The organism is Leifsonia poae, assembly GCF_027921845.1.
Taxonomy (GTDB): Bacteria; Actinomycetota; Actinomycetes; order Actinomycetales; family Microbacteriaceae; genus Leifsonia; species Leifsonia poae.
Genome location: NZ_BSEN01000001.1, coordinates 169,128 through 184,163, shown reverse-complemented (window position 1 = coordinate 184,163; position 15,036 = coordinate 169,128). Strand labels below are relative to the sequence as shown.

Sequence of the window (15,036 nt, the reverse complement as noted above, 5' to 3'; positions counted from 1 at the left end):
CGACTCGGCGAGGAGCGCGATGGTATTCGATTGGTCCGACTTCTACACCGCGCAGAGCGGCCGCGGCGTGCGTCCGACCTTCACCCGCGGACTCGAGGCGTGGCAGGGCGATCGCCCGGGGGATGCCATCGACCTCGGCTGCGGCGACGGGATCGAGACGCTCCGCCTGGCCGAGAACGGCTGGCACGTCGTGGCCATCGATGCGGACCCCGAGGTCGAGAAACGGGTCGGCGCCACCGTCGGAGCCGAGCTCGCGGACAGGGTCGAGGTGCGTTGCGCCCCCTTCGAGTCGCTCGGCGCCCTGCCCGAGAGCGACTTCGTCTACGCCGGATTCGCCCTGCCGTTCTGCGACGCCGGGCACTTCCCCTATCTCTGGGCCGACATCCGCGACGCCCTGCGCCCCGGCGCCGTGTTCGCGGGGCAGCTCTTCGGGCCCCACGACGAGTGGTACGGCCGACCGGGCATGAACTTCCACGACCGCGCCGGCGTCGAGGCGATGCTCACTGGCCTGGATGTCGTGGAGCTGGCAGAGGAGGACCGCCGCGGGATGTCGTTCGAGGGCCCCAAGCACTGGCACGTGTTCCACATCGTGGCCCGCGCCTGAGCGCGGCGCAGAGAGTCAGCCGGGCGGGCGTCAGCGGATCGTCTTGCGCGCCGTGATCTGACCGGTGTCGAAGCCGAGCAGGTGCAGTCCGCCATGGAAGCGCGCGTGCTCGATCTTGATGCACCGGTCCATCACGACCGTGAGGCCTTTCGACTCGCCGTACTCGGCCGCCTCCTGGTTCCAGATGCCGAGCTGCACCCAGACCGTCGGGGCGCCGGCGGCGACGACCTCGTCGATCACCGCGGGGATGTCGCTCGCCTTGCGGAAGACGTCGACGATGTCGGGGACCTCCGGCAGCGAGCCGAGGTCGGGGTAGGCCTTCTGCCCGAGGATCGTGTCGGCGTTCGGGTTCACGAAGTACACCCGGTAGTCGCTCGACTGCTGCAGGTACGTGCCGACGAAGTAGCTCGAGCGGGAGGGGTTGGCCGAAGCGCCGACGATGGCGACGGATTTGGCCGCACGCAGGATCTTCAGGCGCTCCTTCGCATCCGGGCCGACCCAGGTGCGCTGCGACTTGAGCAGCTTCGCCAGGGGGGAGTCGGCCGGCAGCGAGCAGCTCAGGCCGTTGACCAGCTGGACTTCCTCGGTTCCCGCCGTGGAGCCGGCGGGAGAATCCGTGAGCGTCATGCGTTCTCCTTCACAGCGGCGTCGAGGGCCTGGTCGAGGTCGTAGATGATGTCATCGACGTCCTCGATACCAACGCTAATCCTCACGACGCCGGGAAGCACCCCCGCGTCGAGGAGCTGCTGCTCGGTCAGCTGGGCGTGCGTCGTCGACGCCGGGTGGATGACGAGCGTCTTCGCGTCGCCGATGTTGGCCAGGTGGCTGGCGAGGTTCACCGACTCGATGAAGGCCTGGCCCACCTCGCGGCCGCCCTTCACCACGAAGCTGAAGACGCTGCCCGGCCCCTTCGGCAGGTACTTCTGCGCACGGCCGTGGTGCGGATGCGCCGGGAGCCCGGCCCAGAACACCGACTCGATCCGCGGGTCGGCGTCGAGCCATTCCGCGACGGTGCGCGCATTGTCGACGTGCGCCTGGATGCGGTACGGCAGCGTCTCGACGCCCTGCGCGAGCAGGAATGCCGAGTGCGGGGCGAGGGACGGCCCGATGTCGCGCAGCTGCTCCGCGCGCAGGCGGGTGAGGAACGCGTACTCGCCGAAGTTGCCCGACCACTGCAGGCCGCCGTACGACGGCACCGGCTGCCCGAAGAGCGGGAACTTCTCGGTGTGCCAGTCGAAGCGGCCGCTCTCCACGACCACGCCGCCGAGGGTCGTGCCGTGGCCGCCGAGGAACTTGGTGGCCGAGTGGATGACGATGTCGGCGCCCCACTCGATCGGGCGGTTGAGGTACGGCGTCGCGATCGTCGAGTCGATGATCAACGGGATGCCGGCCGCGTGCGCGACGTCGGCGAGGCCCTCGATGTCCGCGATCTCGCCGGACGGGTTCGCGATCGTCTCCGCGAAGATGAGCTTGGTCTTGTCGGTGATCGCCGCCGCATAGTCGGCGGGGTCTGCGCTCTGGATGAACGTGGTGTCCACCCCGAACCGCCGCAGGGTCACATCGAGCTGCGTGATCGAACCGCCGTAGAGGTTCGCCGACGCCACGATGTGGTCGCCGGCACCGGCGAGCGACGCGAACGTGATGTACTGCGCGCTCAGCCCGCTGGCCGTCGCCACGGCACCGAGACCGCCCTCGAGGCTGGCCACCCGCTCCTCGAACGAGGCGACCGTCGGGTTGGCCAGCCGCGAGTAGATGTTGCCGTACTTCTGGAGGGCGAACCGGGCCGCCGCATCCGCCGTGTCGTCGAACACGAACGCGCTCGTCTGGTAGATCGGGAGCGCGCGGGCCCCGGTCACCGGATCGGGGATGTTGCCCGCGTGAATCGCACGCGTGCGGAAGCCATATTCGCGATCAGCCATGTGGTCACGCTACCGGAGCAGCCGGGCCACGGGACCCGTCCGCGTAATACGCCGCAACCGGTCCGCGCCCCGCGTTCTGGGACGTCGTTCCTGGCTCTGGTACACTTGTATTAGATCATCGCGACGGTGATCCCGGACGACGGTTCAGTACCCGGAGCGCGACAAGACTGGCCATGGGAGTGAACCATGCTGTCCTGGATCGTGCTCATCGGTTCCGGTGTCCTCGAGGCCGTCTGGGCGACCGCGCTCGGCAAGTCGGAGGGCTTCACCAAGCTCTGGCCGACCGTCACCTTCGGAGTCGCCCTGCTCGCCTCCATGGCTGGGCTCGCCTTCGCCATGCGCGGGATTTCCACGGGCACCGCCTACGCCGTCTGGGTGGGCATCGGGGCGGCTCTCACCGTGCTCTACGCCATGGTGTTCGGAGGCGAAGGGTTCTCGCTCGTCAAGGTGCTGCTCATCCTGGGGCTCGTCGGCTGCGTGATCGGGCTCAAGCTCGTCGACGCGCACTAGCTCGACAGGTGCACGGCCCCGAGCGCGAGGGCCGCGATCACCACCCACGACAGCAGGCCGACCGCGAGCGAGCGCCAGCCGGTGCCCAGGAGCGTGCGCAGCCGCACCGCCGTGCCGAGCCCGAACAGCGCCATCGCGAGCAGTGCCGTCTGCGCGGCGTCCGCCCCGTCGAGCACCACGGCAGGCAGCGGCACGAAGGAGCGCACCAGCACCGCCACGATGAACCCCGCCACGAACAGGGGAACGATCGCGGGGCGCTTCGCCGCCGGGTCGGGGTCGACGTGACGGCGACGCTCGACCACCGACGCGATCGCCACCATCGGAGCCAGCATCAGCACGCGGGTCAGCTTGACCACGATGGCCACCGCGAGCGCGGCCGATCCGGCGATCTGTGCGGTCGCGACCACCTGGCCGACGTCGTGCACCCCCGCGCCGACCCAGTGGCCGAACTGCAATGACGTCAGCCCCAGCGGATGCCAGAGCACCGGCAGCACGAAGATCGCCAGCGTGCCGCAGAGCGTCACCAGCGCGACCGGCGTCGCCGTCTCCTCGTCCTTGGACTTCACCACGCCGCTCATCGCGCCGATCGCCGAGGCGCCGCAGATCGAGAAGCCCGTCGCCACCAGCAGCGGCTGATGCCCGGGCAGGCGGAACAGCCGGCCGAGTCCGATCGTGCCCACGAAGGTGACCACCACGATCGCGACCGTCGTGAGGATCGTCACCCAGCCGAGACCGGCGATGTCACCGAGACTCAGCTTGAGCCCGAGCAGCACCACTCCGAGGCGCATCAGCCGCTTCGCCGCCGTCGACAGCCCCGGCGCCAGCACGCCGGTCACCGCGGGACGCGCGAACGGCAGCTGGCCCACCACGATCCCGAGCACCACCGCCGCCGTCAGCAGCGGCACCGTCGGCACCAGCCAATGGATGCCCCACGCGACCAGGGCGGCGAGTGCGGCGACGGCGACGCCCGGCAGCCAGGGGAGCGTTCTGGTGGTCGGCGCGGCGCTGTTCATCGCCATCCATTCTGCCGGGTGACGGGCGGAGGCCGGCGCACCCCTCACAGCGCCGCGAGCAGCGCCGTTCCGTCGGGGACGCCCAGGCCCGTGCAGGCATCCCATCCGGGGCCGGCCTGGTACGCCCCGTTGTCGCCGCTCGTGATGTCCCGGAAGCCCGGCGCGACCTGGCCGCGGCCGATCGAGTCGTACAGCACCGGCTGCGCGAGCCCGAGCGGTTTGCCCGTCGATTGGACGAGGCGTGCGACCAGCGCCGCCCACAGCGGCGCGACCGCACTGGTGCCGCCGATGACCATCTCCTTGCCGTCGACGAGTACCCGGTACCCGGTCTGCGGATCGGCCACCGCCGACACGTCCGGCACGCCACGACCACTCGGACCGTTGGCCGACCCGCCCGCATCCGCGCCCGCCGCGCCCGTCGGCACCCCGACGTTCGCCTGCCACGACGGCTGCGGGAAGACCGCGCTCACGCCGCCGCCGGTCGCGCCCCGGCCGTTGCCGTTGTTCCAGACCGTCTCGGACTGCACCACGCCCGTGGAGGCGTCCGCCGTCAGCCGGGTGCCGCCGCAGGCCAGCGCGTGCGGCGACGATGCCGGGAAGTCCACGTGCACGGCACCGTCGGTCACCCGGTCGGAGCTTCCGTCGTCGCCGGCCGCCGCCGTCACCGTGACGCCGAGCGCGGCTGCATCCGTCAGAGCGGCGTCGAAGGCCGTGCGCGCCTGCGCCGTCCAGCCGTCCTCGCTCTGACCCCAGCTGATGCTGATCGCCGCCGGGGTCGGCGACGCGTGAGCCGCCGTCGTCACCGCGTCGACGAAGCCCGCGTCGGTGTTGGGCGCAAAATACACCATGATGTCGGCGCCGTTCGCGAGAGCCCCCGCCACCTCGATGTCGAGCAGCACCTCGCCGTCCGCGCCGTTGGGATCCGCGCCCGGCTGGTTGGAGGCGCCGTCCACCCCGACCGCCGTCACCGTCGGTCCCGTGATCCCGAGACCGGCGAAGTAGGTGTCGAGCTCGCTCTGCGCGAAGCCGCCGCCGAGCTCGATGATCGCGATCGTCTGCCCGCTGCCGTCCGTGCCGCTGGGGAACGCGTAGATCGCCCCCAGCTCGAGCGGGGTGTAGCTCGTGCTCACCGCGCGCGGCAGTGCCACCTGCAGCAGTGCCCTGGCCTGCGGCCGGTCGTCGAGCCCCAGCACGGCCGTGACCACTCCCTCGAGGGAGGCCGGGATGCTCAGCCCGCCGGTGCGGTGCCGGTGGGTCACCTCGTTGTCGTGCGAATCCGTGCTCGTGGCCTGTTCGAGGTCCGTGCCGAACACCCGGCCCATCAGCGCCGCCCCGCCCGACACCCGCACGCGGCGTTCGCCCGCGTTGGCCTCGACGACATTCACCCCCAGCGACGTCATCGTGTCCGTCACCAGTGCGACGTCCTCCGGCGACGCCCCGTACTGCGTCGCGAACTGCTCGCGCGACATCGGCGACGTCAGTGCGTCATCCGGGACCTCCGCACGGCGTCGCAGGATCAGCGTCGCCTCGACGGGCGCCCCGGGATCGAGTGCCGACTGCGCGTGGAGTCCGGGAGCGGTCGGGCGCTCGCTGCCGGGCAGGGGTACGAGGTCGAGGGGAGTGTCATCGGTCATACCCCACGGTCTACACCCAGCATCCGACCATCGCGAGGTCTCTGGCAGGGCCCTCAGGGGCGGCCGGGCTGTGCCGCGCCCGTCAGACCCAGCTCGGCAGCCACATGTGGAGCTGCCAGAACCAGAACGGCACCTGCTGAGCCGTCCAGATCGGCCAGAAGAACGCGCTCACCGCCACCACGAACACCAGGTAGACCCCCACGACCCAGAGTCCTCGGGTGCGCCGCCAGCTCGGATCGCTCCGCCGGCCGATGATGATCCCGATCACCCCCGCCAGCCCGAGGATCAGGTACGGCTCGAACGCGATCGCGTAGAACTCGAAGATCGTGCGGTTGATGTAGAGCAGCCACGGCAGATAGCCCGCCGCCACACCGGTCAGGATCAGCCCGAACTGCCACTCGCGGTACCGGATCACGCGGTACACCAGGTAGAAGAGCGCCAACGCGGCCGCCCACCAGATCAGCGGGTTGCCGAGCGACGTGATCGCCGCCGAGCACGCATTGGCCGCGCATCCGTTCTCTCCCGCCGTCGAGCCGACGTAGTACATGCTCGTCGGGCGGATCATGAACAGCCACGTCAGAGGGTTCGCCTGGTACGGGTGGGAGACGTGCAGATTGATGCTGTAGTTGTACATCTCCGTCTGGTAGTGCCAGAGGTTCTGGATCCAGAGGGGCACCCAGCTGAGGCCGCCCTTCCACTGCAGGTGCGTCGCCTGCGCCCAGTCGCGGTAATAGCCGCCCTTCGTCACGATCCAGCCCGTCCACGTCACGAGGTAGCTCACGAACGCGACCGGGACCATGAGGACGAACGTCGCCGGACCCTGCTTGAGAATCGCCCCCGTGATGTAGAAGGGGAGCCCCACCCGGCGCCGCGCCACGATGTCGACCACGACCGTGTACACCGCGAAGAACGCCAGGAAGTAGAAGCCGCTCCACTTCACGCCCGCGCACAGGCCCGTCAGGATGCCCGCCGCGATCAGCCACGGACGCCACCAGAGCGCCGGCCCCCACGCCGGATCCTCCCCGGCCGCACGCCGGTCGGCCACCCACGCGGCCAGCCGCGTCGCATGCCACTCCCGGTCGAGCAGGATGCAACCGAACGCCAGCAGCGCCAGGAACATCACCGAGTTGTCGAGCAGCGCGACCCGGCTCATCACGATCGCGTGCCCGTCGACCGCCATCAGGAAGCCCGCGATCGTCGCCACGATCGTCGAGCGGAAGAGCTTGCGCGCGATCAGGAACACCACCAGCACCGCCAGGATGCCCACGACCGCCGTACTGATGCGCCACGCGAACGCGTCGCCCGCGCCGAACGCCGCCATCCCGAGCGAAATGATCCACTTGCCCAGCGGCGGATGCGCCACGAACGACGGATCGGACGTGAAGATGTTCGTGTTCCCCGCGGCGAACTGCGCGTCGGCCTTGTCGGGCCAGCTGCCCTCGTAGCCGAGGTGCATCAGCGAGTACGCATCTTTCACGTAGAACGTCTCGTCGAACACCAGCGCGTGCGGGTTGCCGAGGTTCCAGAGCCGCAGGACCGCCGCCAGCAGCGTCACCGCGATCGGCGCGCCCCAGTACCAGAGCTTCATCCGCAGCGGCGTCCGCAGGGTCCTGGCCCACCAGTCGTCGAGACGCGTTCCCGTCGGTTCGGCGGCTGCGTGACTCGGGACGTGCTTCGCCGTGCTCGCCTGGTTCGCTGTGCCCGCCTGGTTCGCTGTGCCCGCCTGGTTCGCCGTGCTCGTCGCGACGTCTCCGGCGGGAGTCCAGGCGTCGGCGGTGCCGGGCGGGGGAGTCGAAGTCACCAGATCATGCTAGGGGGCCGATCCATGGGAGCGCCTCAACGTCGGGCCCCGGTCTGCTGTGCCTCGACCGTGCGCCTGAGAGACTGGGGACCATGATCATCCTGGCCGCGACCCCGATCGGCAACCTCAAAGACGCCTCCCTGCGGCTCATCGAGGTGCTCGGCGAGGCCGCCGTCGTCGCCGCCGAAGACACCCGTGTCACTCAGCGTCTGCTCGCCGGCCTCGGGATCGCCAACCGCCCGCGCCTCATCGCCCTGCACGATCACAACGAGCGGGACAAGGCCGGTGAACTCGTCGAGCTCGCGCGCGAGCAGGACGTCGTTCTGCTCTCTGACGCCGGAATGCCCACCGTCTCTGACCCGGGATTCCACCTCGTCGAGGCCGCTGCCGCCGCCGGCGTCGGCGTCACCGCCCTCCCCGGCCCCAGCGCCGTCATCACCGCGCTCGCCGTCTCCGGCCTGCCCACCGACCGGTTCACCTTCGAGGGGTTCCTTCCGCGCAAGCACGGCGACCGGATGAGTACCCTCCGCGCCCTTTCCGGCGAACGCCGCACCATGGTCTTCTTCGAATCGCCGAACCGGCTCGCCGCCTCGCTGCTCGACGTCGCCGCAGCCCTCGGCGACGATCGCCGTGTCGTCGTCTGCCGCGAGCTCACCAAGATGTTCGAAGAGGTCAAGCGCGGAACCGCCGCCGAACTGGCCGCCTGGGCCGCCGACGGAGTGCGAGGCGAGATAGCCGTCGTGATCGGTGGTGCCCCCGAGCGTGTCGTCGACCTCGACACCGGCGTCGCCCAGGTACTCGCCCTCGTCGCCGATGGCACACGCCTCAAAGACGCCGCCGGCGAAGTCGCCGAGGCGACCGGTCTCGGCAAGCGGGACCTCTACCAGGCCGCACTCGACCGCCGCTGAGCTGCGCGGGCTCGCTGGGCGGGCCGGCTGCTGCTGTGCTGTCTCGTGTGTGCTGACCTGACCTGGCTGGCCCGACTGGCTTGGCCTGGACTGACTGGCCGGCCTAACTGGCCCAGCCTGACTGCATGACTGAGCTCACCGGGCTTGGCCTGGCCCGACTGCCCTGACGTGCCCTGGTCCGACTGCCCTGACGTGCCCTGGCCCGACTGCCCTGACGTGCCCTGGCCCGACTGCCCTGACGTGCCCTGGCCCGACTGCCCTGACGTGCCCCGGCTCGACTGACCTGACCCCGTCGATATCTTCCGCCCGCGCCGCGCGGAACCGACCACGCAGCCGTTACGCAACGCGCTCGGGTAGTGCGATCCGGCCGCCGCGGCGCGGTCGACGGGACAGGTCGACGTGTTCGGGCGGGATGAAGTAGGGCACGTTCCGCCTGACCTCGATCTGCCAGCCGTCGTCGTGGACGCGATGATGGTGGCGGCTGCAGAGCAGGACCCCGTTGTCGAGGTCTGTCGGTCCGGCGTCGGCGTCCCACCAGCGGATGTGGTGCGCTTCGGTGTACGACGGCGGATGCGGGCATCCGGACCACGCGCACCCTCCGTCGCGCTCCGCGAGGGCGAGCCTCTGCGCGCGGGAGAAGAGCCGCCGCGATCGGCCGAGGTCGAGGACCTCGCCGGCTCCACCGAGCACGACAGGGATGATCTTCGCATCAGCCGCCATGCGTCGCACGGTGGCGGCGCTCACGGGAGCCTCGACGCCATCGATCTCCCCGCGTCCGCGGCCGGAGACGAGGGCGTCGAGTGCGATGCGCACGATGATGCTCACGGGCGGGTGGCCGGCCGCGGCGGGCGAGGAGCACGATGCCAGGTGCCGGAACACCTCCGTCGCCTCATCCGAGCGGATCTGCGCCAGGCTGCGAGTAACGGGGATCTCGGTGAGCTCGTCCAGCGCATCGACCGAAGATGCGGCGAACGATGCACCGGAAGCACCGGAAGCACCGGGTGCACCGCCCGCTCCCGGGTCGCCGAACTGCACACGCCTGAGCTGCGCGCCGACCAGCGTGTCGATCGCGGTGACCACGGAGGCGGCAGACTCGGGGTCGAGGTACCAGTCCACGTGGGTCATGCCGTCGGCGGTCGTGGTGATCGTGAGCGAGCGGCGGCGTCGCTGGCGGTCTTCGCGGGGCTCGATGCCGTCTTCGTCGAGGCGGTCGCGCACGTGTGCGGCGAGAACGCGGGTCTCTTCGACGGAGAGGTCGGGCGCGTGCTCCACGAGCAGCCGCTCGCCTTCCGCGATCGCGTCGACGGAGCACGACGGCGCCGCCTTGTTCAGCTCGCGCACGATGACGGACGCGTGGTGGACGCTCACGCCCCGCACTGTGCCTGCAACGGTGCCGCCAGCAGCAGCAGCAATGGCGTCAACTCCCGGTCGGCTGCCGCCGGCATGGCCAGCGGCTCGGCGATCGCGGCCGCCAGTACCGGGAACGGCGCCGGAAGGACCTCGCCGAGGATGCTCTGCCTCGGTGCGACGCCCTCGGCCACCCGGCAGAGCTGCCGTGCCGCGGGGAGGGGCAGTCGCCAGCGCTCGGCCAGCAGCGTGGCGGGGGAGGCGTGGCTGGTGTGCATCACCGGATTGTCGTCGTCGAGCACTACGGAACGCCGGACCACCTCGCCCGCGACGGCCACTTTCACCGCATCGAGCACGGCCTGCGCATCGCCGAGGTCGGTCACGGCCTTCAGCAACTCGTCGGGCGAGAGGGGAAGTGGCAGCGGATGAGGCGTAACGGAGCCGGCGGTCGCCACGAGCTCGCCGAGCAGCGTGATGCACGACGCGAGTTCGCGCAACGCGAGTTCGCGCAACGCGAGTTCGCGTGACGCGAGTTCGCGCAACGCGAGTTCGCGTAATGAAGCGGCCGGGTTCGTGGTCATGAGTCCATCGAATCAGGTGCCACCGACATTCTGAGTCGCAAATATCAATCTTGATCAGCAATTTTGCCTGTGGGCAACAGTGGATATCACCGCCCTGTGGAGGCGGGTTCACCCCACAGCATCCAGGCGCCGACCACCCCACCGGCCTCCACAACCCCGGCCACCCGACCCTGATCCACACCCGCGGTAACACGCCGAACCACGCCCCTGCGCGCCCGTAGGATAGACAGCATGTCCGACGGCTCTTCGTTCTACATCACCACGCCGATCTTCTACGTGAACGATGTCCCGCACATCGGGCACGCCTACACCGAGGTCGCCGCCGATGTGCTCGCCCGCTGGCACCGCCAGGCCGGCGACGACACCTGGCTCCTCACCGGCACCGACGAGCATGGGCAGAAGATCCTGCGGACGGCCACCGCCAACGGCACCACGCCCAAGGAGTGGGCCGACCGTCTGGTGAGCACGGAGTGGCTGCCCCTCCTGAAGACCATCGACATCGCCAACGACGACTTCATCCGCACCACCGACGTGCGTCACGAGCAGAACGTCCAGCGCTTTCTGCAGAAGCTGTACGACGACGGCTACATCTATGCCGGTGAGTACGAGGCCCTGTATTGCGTCGGCTGCGAGGAGTTCAAGCCGCAGAGCGAGATCATCGACGGCACCGGGGAGTACGAGGGCCAGAAGGTCTGCGCCATCCACTCGAAGCCGCTCGAGCTCCTGCAGGAGAAGAACTATTTCTTCCGCATGAGCCAGTTCGCCGATGCGCTGCTCGCCCTCTACGAGGAGAACCCCGAATTCGTGCAGCCCGAGTCGGCGCGCAACGAGGTCGTGAGCTTCGTGCGGCAGGGGCTCAGCGACCTGTCGATCTCGCGCTCGAGCTTCGACTGGGGCATCAAGGTCCCGTGGGACGAGTCGCACGTCGTGTACGTCTGGTTCGACGCGCTGCTGAACTACGTCACTGCGGTCGGCTACGGGCAGGACGACGAGAACTTCGCGCGCCGGTGGCCGGCGACGCACATCGTGGGCAAAGACATCCTGCGATTCCACGCCGTCATCTGGCCGGCGATGCTGCTTGCGGCCGGGCTCGACGTGCCGCACCGTGTGTTCGGTCACGGCTGGCTCCTCGTCGGCGGCGAGAAGATGTCCAAGTCGAAACTGACCGGAATCGCGCCGACGCAGATCACCGACACGTTCGGGTCGGACGCCTTCCGGTACTACTTCATGCGTGCCATCAGCTTCGGTCAGGACGGCTCGTTCAGCTGGGAGGATCTGGCCGCGCGCTACCAGGCGGAACTCGCGAACGGCTTCGGAAACCTGGCGTCGCGGGTGATCGCGATGGTCACCCGATACTTCGAGGGCGTCGTGCCGCCGGCCGGCCGTTACGAAGAGGCCGACCTCGCGGTGCAGGCCACGATCACCGACGCGACGGCGGCGGCGGACGCGGCCATCGAGAAGCTCGCCATCCACGACGCGCTGTCGGCGATCTGGACGATCGTCGACGAGCTCAACGGCTACATCACGGCCCAGGAGCCGTGGTCGCTCGCCAAGGACGAGACACAGCGTGAGCGCCTCAGCACGGTGCTGTACACGGCGTCGGAGGGCCTGCGCGCCCTGGCGGTGCTGCTTTCGCCCGTCGTGCCGGTGGCGACGCTCAAGCTGTGGCAGGCGCTCGGCGCGGAAGACGAACTGGGCGCGCTCGACGAGCAGCCGATCCGCTCGGCGGGCGACTGGGGTCAGCTCCCGGCAGGCACCACGGTGAACGGGCTCGAGGCGCTGTTCCCGCGGATCGACGCGGACGCGGTGCCCGGCGCATGACCGATCCGGCGTTCATCCGGCAGCGTCACGTCACCGATGGACGTGACCTGGAGTATCCGCCGCTGCCGGAGGCGCTCGTCGTGCCCGTGTACGACAACCACACCCACCTCGAGATCTCCGACGGCACCGACCCGCTCGACTACCGCGAGCAGCTCGACCGCGCGTCGAGTGTCGGCGTGCGCGGCGTGGTGCAGGTGGGCAACGACGTCGAGACGTCGCGCTGGTCGGCCGAGATGGCCGCGATCGAGCCCCGGATGCTCGCCGCCGTCGCGCTCCACCCCAATGACGCCCCCGACTACGCGGAGCGCGGAGAGCTCGACGACGCACTAGCGGTCATCGCGGAGCTCGCGACCCGCCCCCGTGTGCGTGCCGTCGGCGAGACGGGCCTCGACTTCTACCGCACGGAGGAGGGGCCGCGCCGCGACGCGCAGTTCCGCTCGTTCGAAGCGCACATCGAGATCGCGAAGCAGAACGACATCGCGCTGCAGATCCACGATCGGGATGCCCACGCCGACGTCGTCGCGACGCTCAAGCGGGTCGGCGCACCCGAGCGCACCGTCTTCCACTGCTTCTCGGGCGACGTCGCGCTGGCCGAGGTATGCGCCGAGAACGGCTGGTACATGTCGTTCGCCGGCAACGTCACGTTCAAGAACGCCGGAAACCTTCGCGCCGCGCTCGAGGCCGCACCGCGCGCGCTCATCCTGGTGGAGACGGATGCGCCGTTCCTGACGCCGACGCCGTTCCGCGGGCGCCCGAACGCGCCCTACCTGATCCCGCACACCCTGCGCGCGATGGCGGACACGCTGGGAACCGACGCATCGACGCTCGCGGCGCAGATCAGCTCGAACACCGAGCTCGTCTACGGCCGCTGGGACGCCGAACCCGTCGCCTCGCCCCCGGCGACCGCGATCGGACCTCTCGCGTGAGCGAGCTCCGCCTGCTCGGGCCGGCCGAGATCCGCGATCTGGCCGAGCTGCTCGACGTCACGCCAACGAAGAAGCTCGGCCAGAACTTCGTCATCGACGCCAACACGGTCAGGCGCATCGTGCGGGTCGCGGGCGTCCAGCCGGGCGACACGGTCGTCGAGGTCGGACCGGGCCTGGGCTCACTCACACTCGGTCTCCTCGAGGTCGGCGCGACCGTGATCGCCGTCGAGATCGACCGACGGCTGGCGGCGCAGCTGCCGAAGACCGTCTCCACCCTCGCTCCCGATGTCGCCGACGCGCTCACGGTGATCCACCAGGACGCCATGACGATCGAGGAGCTCCCGCAGTCCCCGACGCGACTCGTGGCGAACCTCCCGTACAACGTGTCGGTGCCCGTGCTGCTGCACTTCCTCGAGCATTTCGATAGCATCCGGTCGGGCGTGGTGATGGTGCAGGCGGAGGTCGGCTTCCGCGTGGCGGCCGACCCGGGTTCCAAGGTCTACGGCGCCCCGAGCGTGAAGGCCGCCTGGTACGGCACCTGGCGCACGGCCGGCAATGTGAGCCGCCAGGTGTTCTGGCCGGTGCCGAACGTCGACTCGGTGCTCGTGGCGTTCGAGCGGCACGACGAGCAGCCCGGCGACGAGGCGTTGCGCCGCCGAACGTTCGAGCTCGTGGATGCGGCGTTCCAGCAGCGGCGCAAGATGCTGCGGCAGGCGCTCGCACCGGTCTACGGCGACTCGGCCACGGCATCCGCAGCGCTCGAAGCGGCCGGTCTCGCGCCGACGGACCGCGGCGAACAGCTCGGGATCGCCGACTTCGTCGCGCTCGCCCGAGTGCCGTAGGCGCGTGGAGTAGACGACCGGCCGAGCGCCTGTAGGTTGGAAGCATGAACTCGTCGTCGGCTGAGATGGTGCACGTCAGAGCACCGGGCAAGATCAACGTGTTCATGCGGGTCGGCGCGGTGATGGACGACGGGTATCACGACGTCGCCACCGCCTACCAGGCCGTCTCGCTCTACGAAGACGTGCGCGCCTACCCGGCCGACGACTTCTCGGTGGAGTTCACCGGGTCGGTCGACACCTCCGACGTGCCGACAGACGGCACGAATCTCGCCATCAAGGCCGCGAGGATGCTCGCCCGCAAGACGGGCTACACCGGCGGCGTGCGGCTCGAGATCGACAAGCACGTTCCCGTCGCCGGCGGCATGGGCGGAGGCTCCGCCGACGCCGCAGCGACACTCGTGGCCTGCGACGCGCTGTGGGGCACCGAGGCGTCGAAGGACGACCTGCACGCCCTCGCGGCCCGGCTCGGAGCCGATGTGCCGTTCGCACTGCTCGGCGGCACGGCGATCGGCACCGGACGCGGCGACCGGCTGAGCCCCGCGCTCGCGATCGGGCAGTTCCAATGGGTGCTCGCCCTCCCCGACAGCCAGCTCAGCACGCCGACCGTGTACACCGAACTCGACCGTCACCGTGAACGCCACCTGCGCGACATCGCGCCGGCCCAGGTGAAGCCCAGCGTCGACACCGCGGTGCTCCAGGCGCTCCGCGCCGGCGACCCGCACATGCTCGCGGAGTCGCTCACGAACGACCTCCAGGCGCCCGCCATCCACCTCGCGCCGGAGATCGGCGAGGTGCTCGAGCTGGGCGAGATGAATGGGGCGCTGGCCGGGATCGTGTCGGGGTCGGGGCCGACCGTCGCGTTTCTGACGGCCGACCTCGACAGTGCCCTCGACCTGCAGATCGCACTCAGCGCGTCCCGGCTCACCGCCGTTCGGGCGACGGGGCCGGTTCACGGCGCTCGCATCATCGGCGACTAGAGCGATCCGCACGCGCACGGGATGCGGGTCCCGAGAGGCGTGCCATCCGGAGATGCCCGAACGCGGCGCGCATGTCGGGTGTTGAGACGATTCGTCGAGGGAAGCGTATCCATGCGGTTCGGGACGGGCATCCCGGCTGGTGTTTCCACGCTA

Annotated in this window: 14 protein-coding genes and 1 riboswitch; of the genes, 7 read left to right on the top strand and 7 right to left on the bottom strand. The window is 69.9% G+C overall.

Translation table 11 applies throughout. The annotated features are described in order from the left end of the window. The first annotated feature begins 19 nt into the window (after window positions 1–19). Window positions 20–604 carry a class I SAM-dependent methyltransferase gene (locus PKE84_RS00905; RefSeq protein WP_271175313.1) on the top strand — a complete coding sequence of 195 codons (585 nt, stop codon included), beginning with the start codon at window positions 20–22 and terminating at the stop codon, window positions 602–604. 30 nt (window positions 605–634) lie between these two features. Here PKE84_RS00905 and PKE84_RS00900 read toward each other — a convergent pair whose 3' ends face one another. Both PKE84_RS00900 and PKE84_RS00895 read right to left on the bottom strand, forming a co-directional pair. Continuing rightward, entirely contained in the window at window positions 635–1,231 is a 597-nt protein-coding gene (locus PKE84_RS00900) for a CoA-binding protein (protein WP_271175312.1), read from the bottom strand. Further along, entirely contained in the window at window positions 1,228–2,523 is a 1,296-nt protein-coding gene (locus PKE84_RS00895; RefSeq protein ID WP_271175311.1) for an O-acetylhomoserine aminocarboxypropyltransferase/cysteine synthase family protein, read from the bottom strand. The genes PKE84_RS00900 and PKE84_RS00895 overlap by 4 nt, the downstream gene beginning before the upstream one ends. 110 nt (window positions 2,524–2,633) lie before the next feature. Further along, a riboswitch (guanidine-III (ykkC-III) riboswitch) is annotated at window positions 2,634–2,699 on the top strand. Window positions 2,700–2,712: 13 nt separating this feature from the next. On the opposite strand from PKE84_RS00895, the gene PKE84_RS00890 reads away from it, so the two are divergent. Continuing rightward, a complete protein-coding gene (locus PKE84_RS00890; protein ID WP_271175747.1) occupies window positions 2,713–3,033 on the top strand; it encodes a DMT family transporter in 321 nt (106 codons plus the stop codon). Here PKE84_RS00890 and PKE84_RS00885 read toward each other — a convergent pair. From PKE84_RS00885 to PKE84_RS00875, 3 genes are all read right to left on the bottom strand, one after another. After that, window positions 3,030–4,052, bottom strand: coding sequence for a YeiH family protein (locus PKE84_RS00885; RefSeq protein WP_373877094.1), 1,023 nt, complete (start codon window positions 4,050–4,052; stop codon window positions 3,030–3,032). The two genes, PKE84_RS00890 and PKE84_RS00885, sit on opposite strands and share 4 nt — an antisense overlap. A gap of 38 nt (window positions 4,053–4,090) precedes the next feature. Then, window positions 4,091–5,680, bottom strand: a complete 1,590-nt coding sequence (locus PKE84_RS00880) for a S53 family peptidase (protein WP_271175309.1) — start codon at window positions 5,678–5,680, stop codon at window positions 4,091–4,093. A gap of 82 nt (window positions 5,681–5,762) precedes the next feature. Beyond that, a complete protein-coding gene (locus tag PKE84_RS00875) occupies window positions 5,763–7,481 on the bottom strand; it encodes a dolichyl-phosphate-mannose--protein mannosyltransferase (RefSeq protein ID WP_271175308.1) in 1,719 nt (572 codons plus the stop codon). Window positions 7,482–7,573: 92 nt separating this feature from the next. On the opposite strand from PKE84_RS00875, the gene rsmI reads away from it, so the two are divergent. Beyond that, a complete protein-coding gene (gene rsmI, locus PKE84_RS00870) occupies window positions 7,574–8,389 on the top strand; it encodes a 16S rRNA (cytidine(1402)-2'-O)-methyltransferase (protein ID WP_271175307.1) in 816 nt (271 codons plus the stop codon). Window positions 8,390–8,725: 336 nt separating this feature from the next. Here the strand turns inward: rsmI and PKE84_RS00865 are convergent, their stop codons facing one another. Both PKE84_RS00865 and PKE84_RS00860 read right to left on the bottom strand, forming a co-directional pair. Next, a complete protein-coding gene (locus PKE84_RS00865; RefSeq protein ID WP_271175306.1) occupies window positions 8,726–9,757 on the bottom strand; it encodes an HNH endonuclease signature motif containing protein in 1,032 nt (343 codons plus the stop codon). Continuing rightward, window positions 9,754–10,317 (bottom strand): hypothetical protein, encoded by a 564-nt coding sequence (locus PKE84_RS00860; protein WP_271175305.1) that lies wholly within the window; start codon window positions 10,315–10,317, stop codon window positions 9,754–9,756. Before PKE84_RS00860 ends, PKE84_RS00865 begins: the two co-directional genes overlap by 4 nt. A 231-nt stretch (window positions 10,318–10,548) precedes the next feature. On the opposite strand from PKE84_RS00860, the gene metG reads away from it, so the two are divergent. Genes metG through PKE84_RS00840 form a run of 4 tightly spaced genes read left to right on the top strand, consistent with a single transcriptional unit; the run spans window position 10,549 to window position 14,883 of the window. Further along, window positions 10,549–12,138 (top strand): methionine--tRNA ligase, encoded by a 1,590-nt coding sequence (metG, locus tag PKE84_RS00855; protein WP_271175304.1) that lies wholly within the window; start codon window positions 10,549–10,551, stop codon window positions 12,136–12,138. Next, window positions 12,135–13,064, top strand: a complete 930-nt coding sequence (locus PKE84_RS00850) for a TatD family hydrolase (RefSeq protein WP_271175303.1) — start codon at window positions 12,135–12,137, stop codon at window positions 13,062–13,064. The genes metG and PKE84_RS00850 overlap by 4 nt, the downstream gene beginning before the upstream one ends. Then, window positions 13,061–13,906, top strand: a complete 846-nt coding sequence (gene rsmA / locus PKE84_RS00845; RefSeq protein ID WP_271175302.1) for a 16S rRNA (adenine(1518)-N(6)/adenine(1519)-N(6))-dimethyltransferase RsmA — start codon at window positions 13,061–13,063, stop codon at window positions 13,904–13,906. Before PKE84_RS00850 ends, rsmA begins: the two co-directional genes overlap by 4 nt. Window positions 13,907–13,950: 44 nt before the next feature. Next, the gene (locus PKE84_RS00840; RefSeq protein ID WP_271175301.1) at window positions 13,951–14,883 is read left to right on the top strand and encodes a 4-(cytidine 5'-diphospho)-2-C-methyl-D-erythritol kinase; all 933 of its coding nucleotides are present in this window, start codon (window positions 13,951–13,953) and stop codon (window positions 14,881–14,883) included. Window positions 14,884–15,036: the final 153 nt, after the last annotated feature.

Excerpts from the sequence above, each read along its gene's own strand:
- PKE84_RS00880 (WP_271175309.1), bottom strand. The coding sequence starts at position 5,680 with ATGACCGATGACACTCCCCTCGACCTCGTACCCCTGCCCGGCAGCGAG.
- PKE84_RS00840 (WP_271175301.1), top strand. The coding sequence starts at position 13,951 with ATGAACTCGTCGTCGGCTGAGATGGTGCACGTCAGAGCACCGGGCAAG.
- PKE84_RS00900 (WP_271175312.1), bottom strand. The coding sequence starts at position 1,231 with ATGACGCTCACGGATTCTCCCGCCGGCTCCACGGCGGGAACCGAGGAA.
- rsmI (WP_271175307.1), top strand. The coding sequence starts at position 7,574 with ATGATCATCCTGGCCGCGACCCCGATCGGCAACCTCAAAGACGCCTCC.
- PKE84_RS00895 (WP_271175311.1), bottom strand. The coding sequence starts at position 2,523 with ATGGCTGATCGCGAATATGGCTTCCGCACGCGTGCGATTCACGCGGGC.
- PKE84_RS00850 (WP_271175303.1), top strand. The coding sequence starts at position 12,135 with ATGACCGATCCGGCGTTCATCCGGCAGCGTCACGTCACCGATGGACGT.
- PKE84_RS00860 (WP_271175305.1), bottom strand. The coding sequence starts at position 10,317 with ATGACCACGAACCCGGCCGCTTCATTACGCGAACTCGCGTTGCGCGAA.
- PKE84_RS00885 (WP_373877094.1), bottom strand. The coding sequence starts at position 4,052 with ATGGCGATGAACAGCGCCGCGCCGACCACCAGAACGCTCCCCTGGCTG.
- PKE84_RS00905 (WP_271175313.1), top strand. The coding sequence starts at position 20 with ATGGTATTCGATTGGTCCGACTTCTACACCGCGCAGAGCGGCCGCGGC.
- metG (WP_271175304.1), top strand. The coding sequence starts at position 10,549 with ATGTCCGACGGCTCTTCGTTCTACATCACCACGCCGATCTTCTACGTG.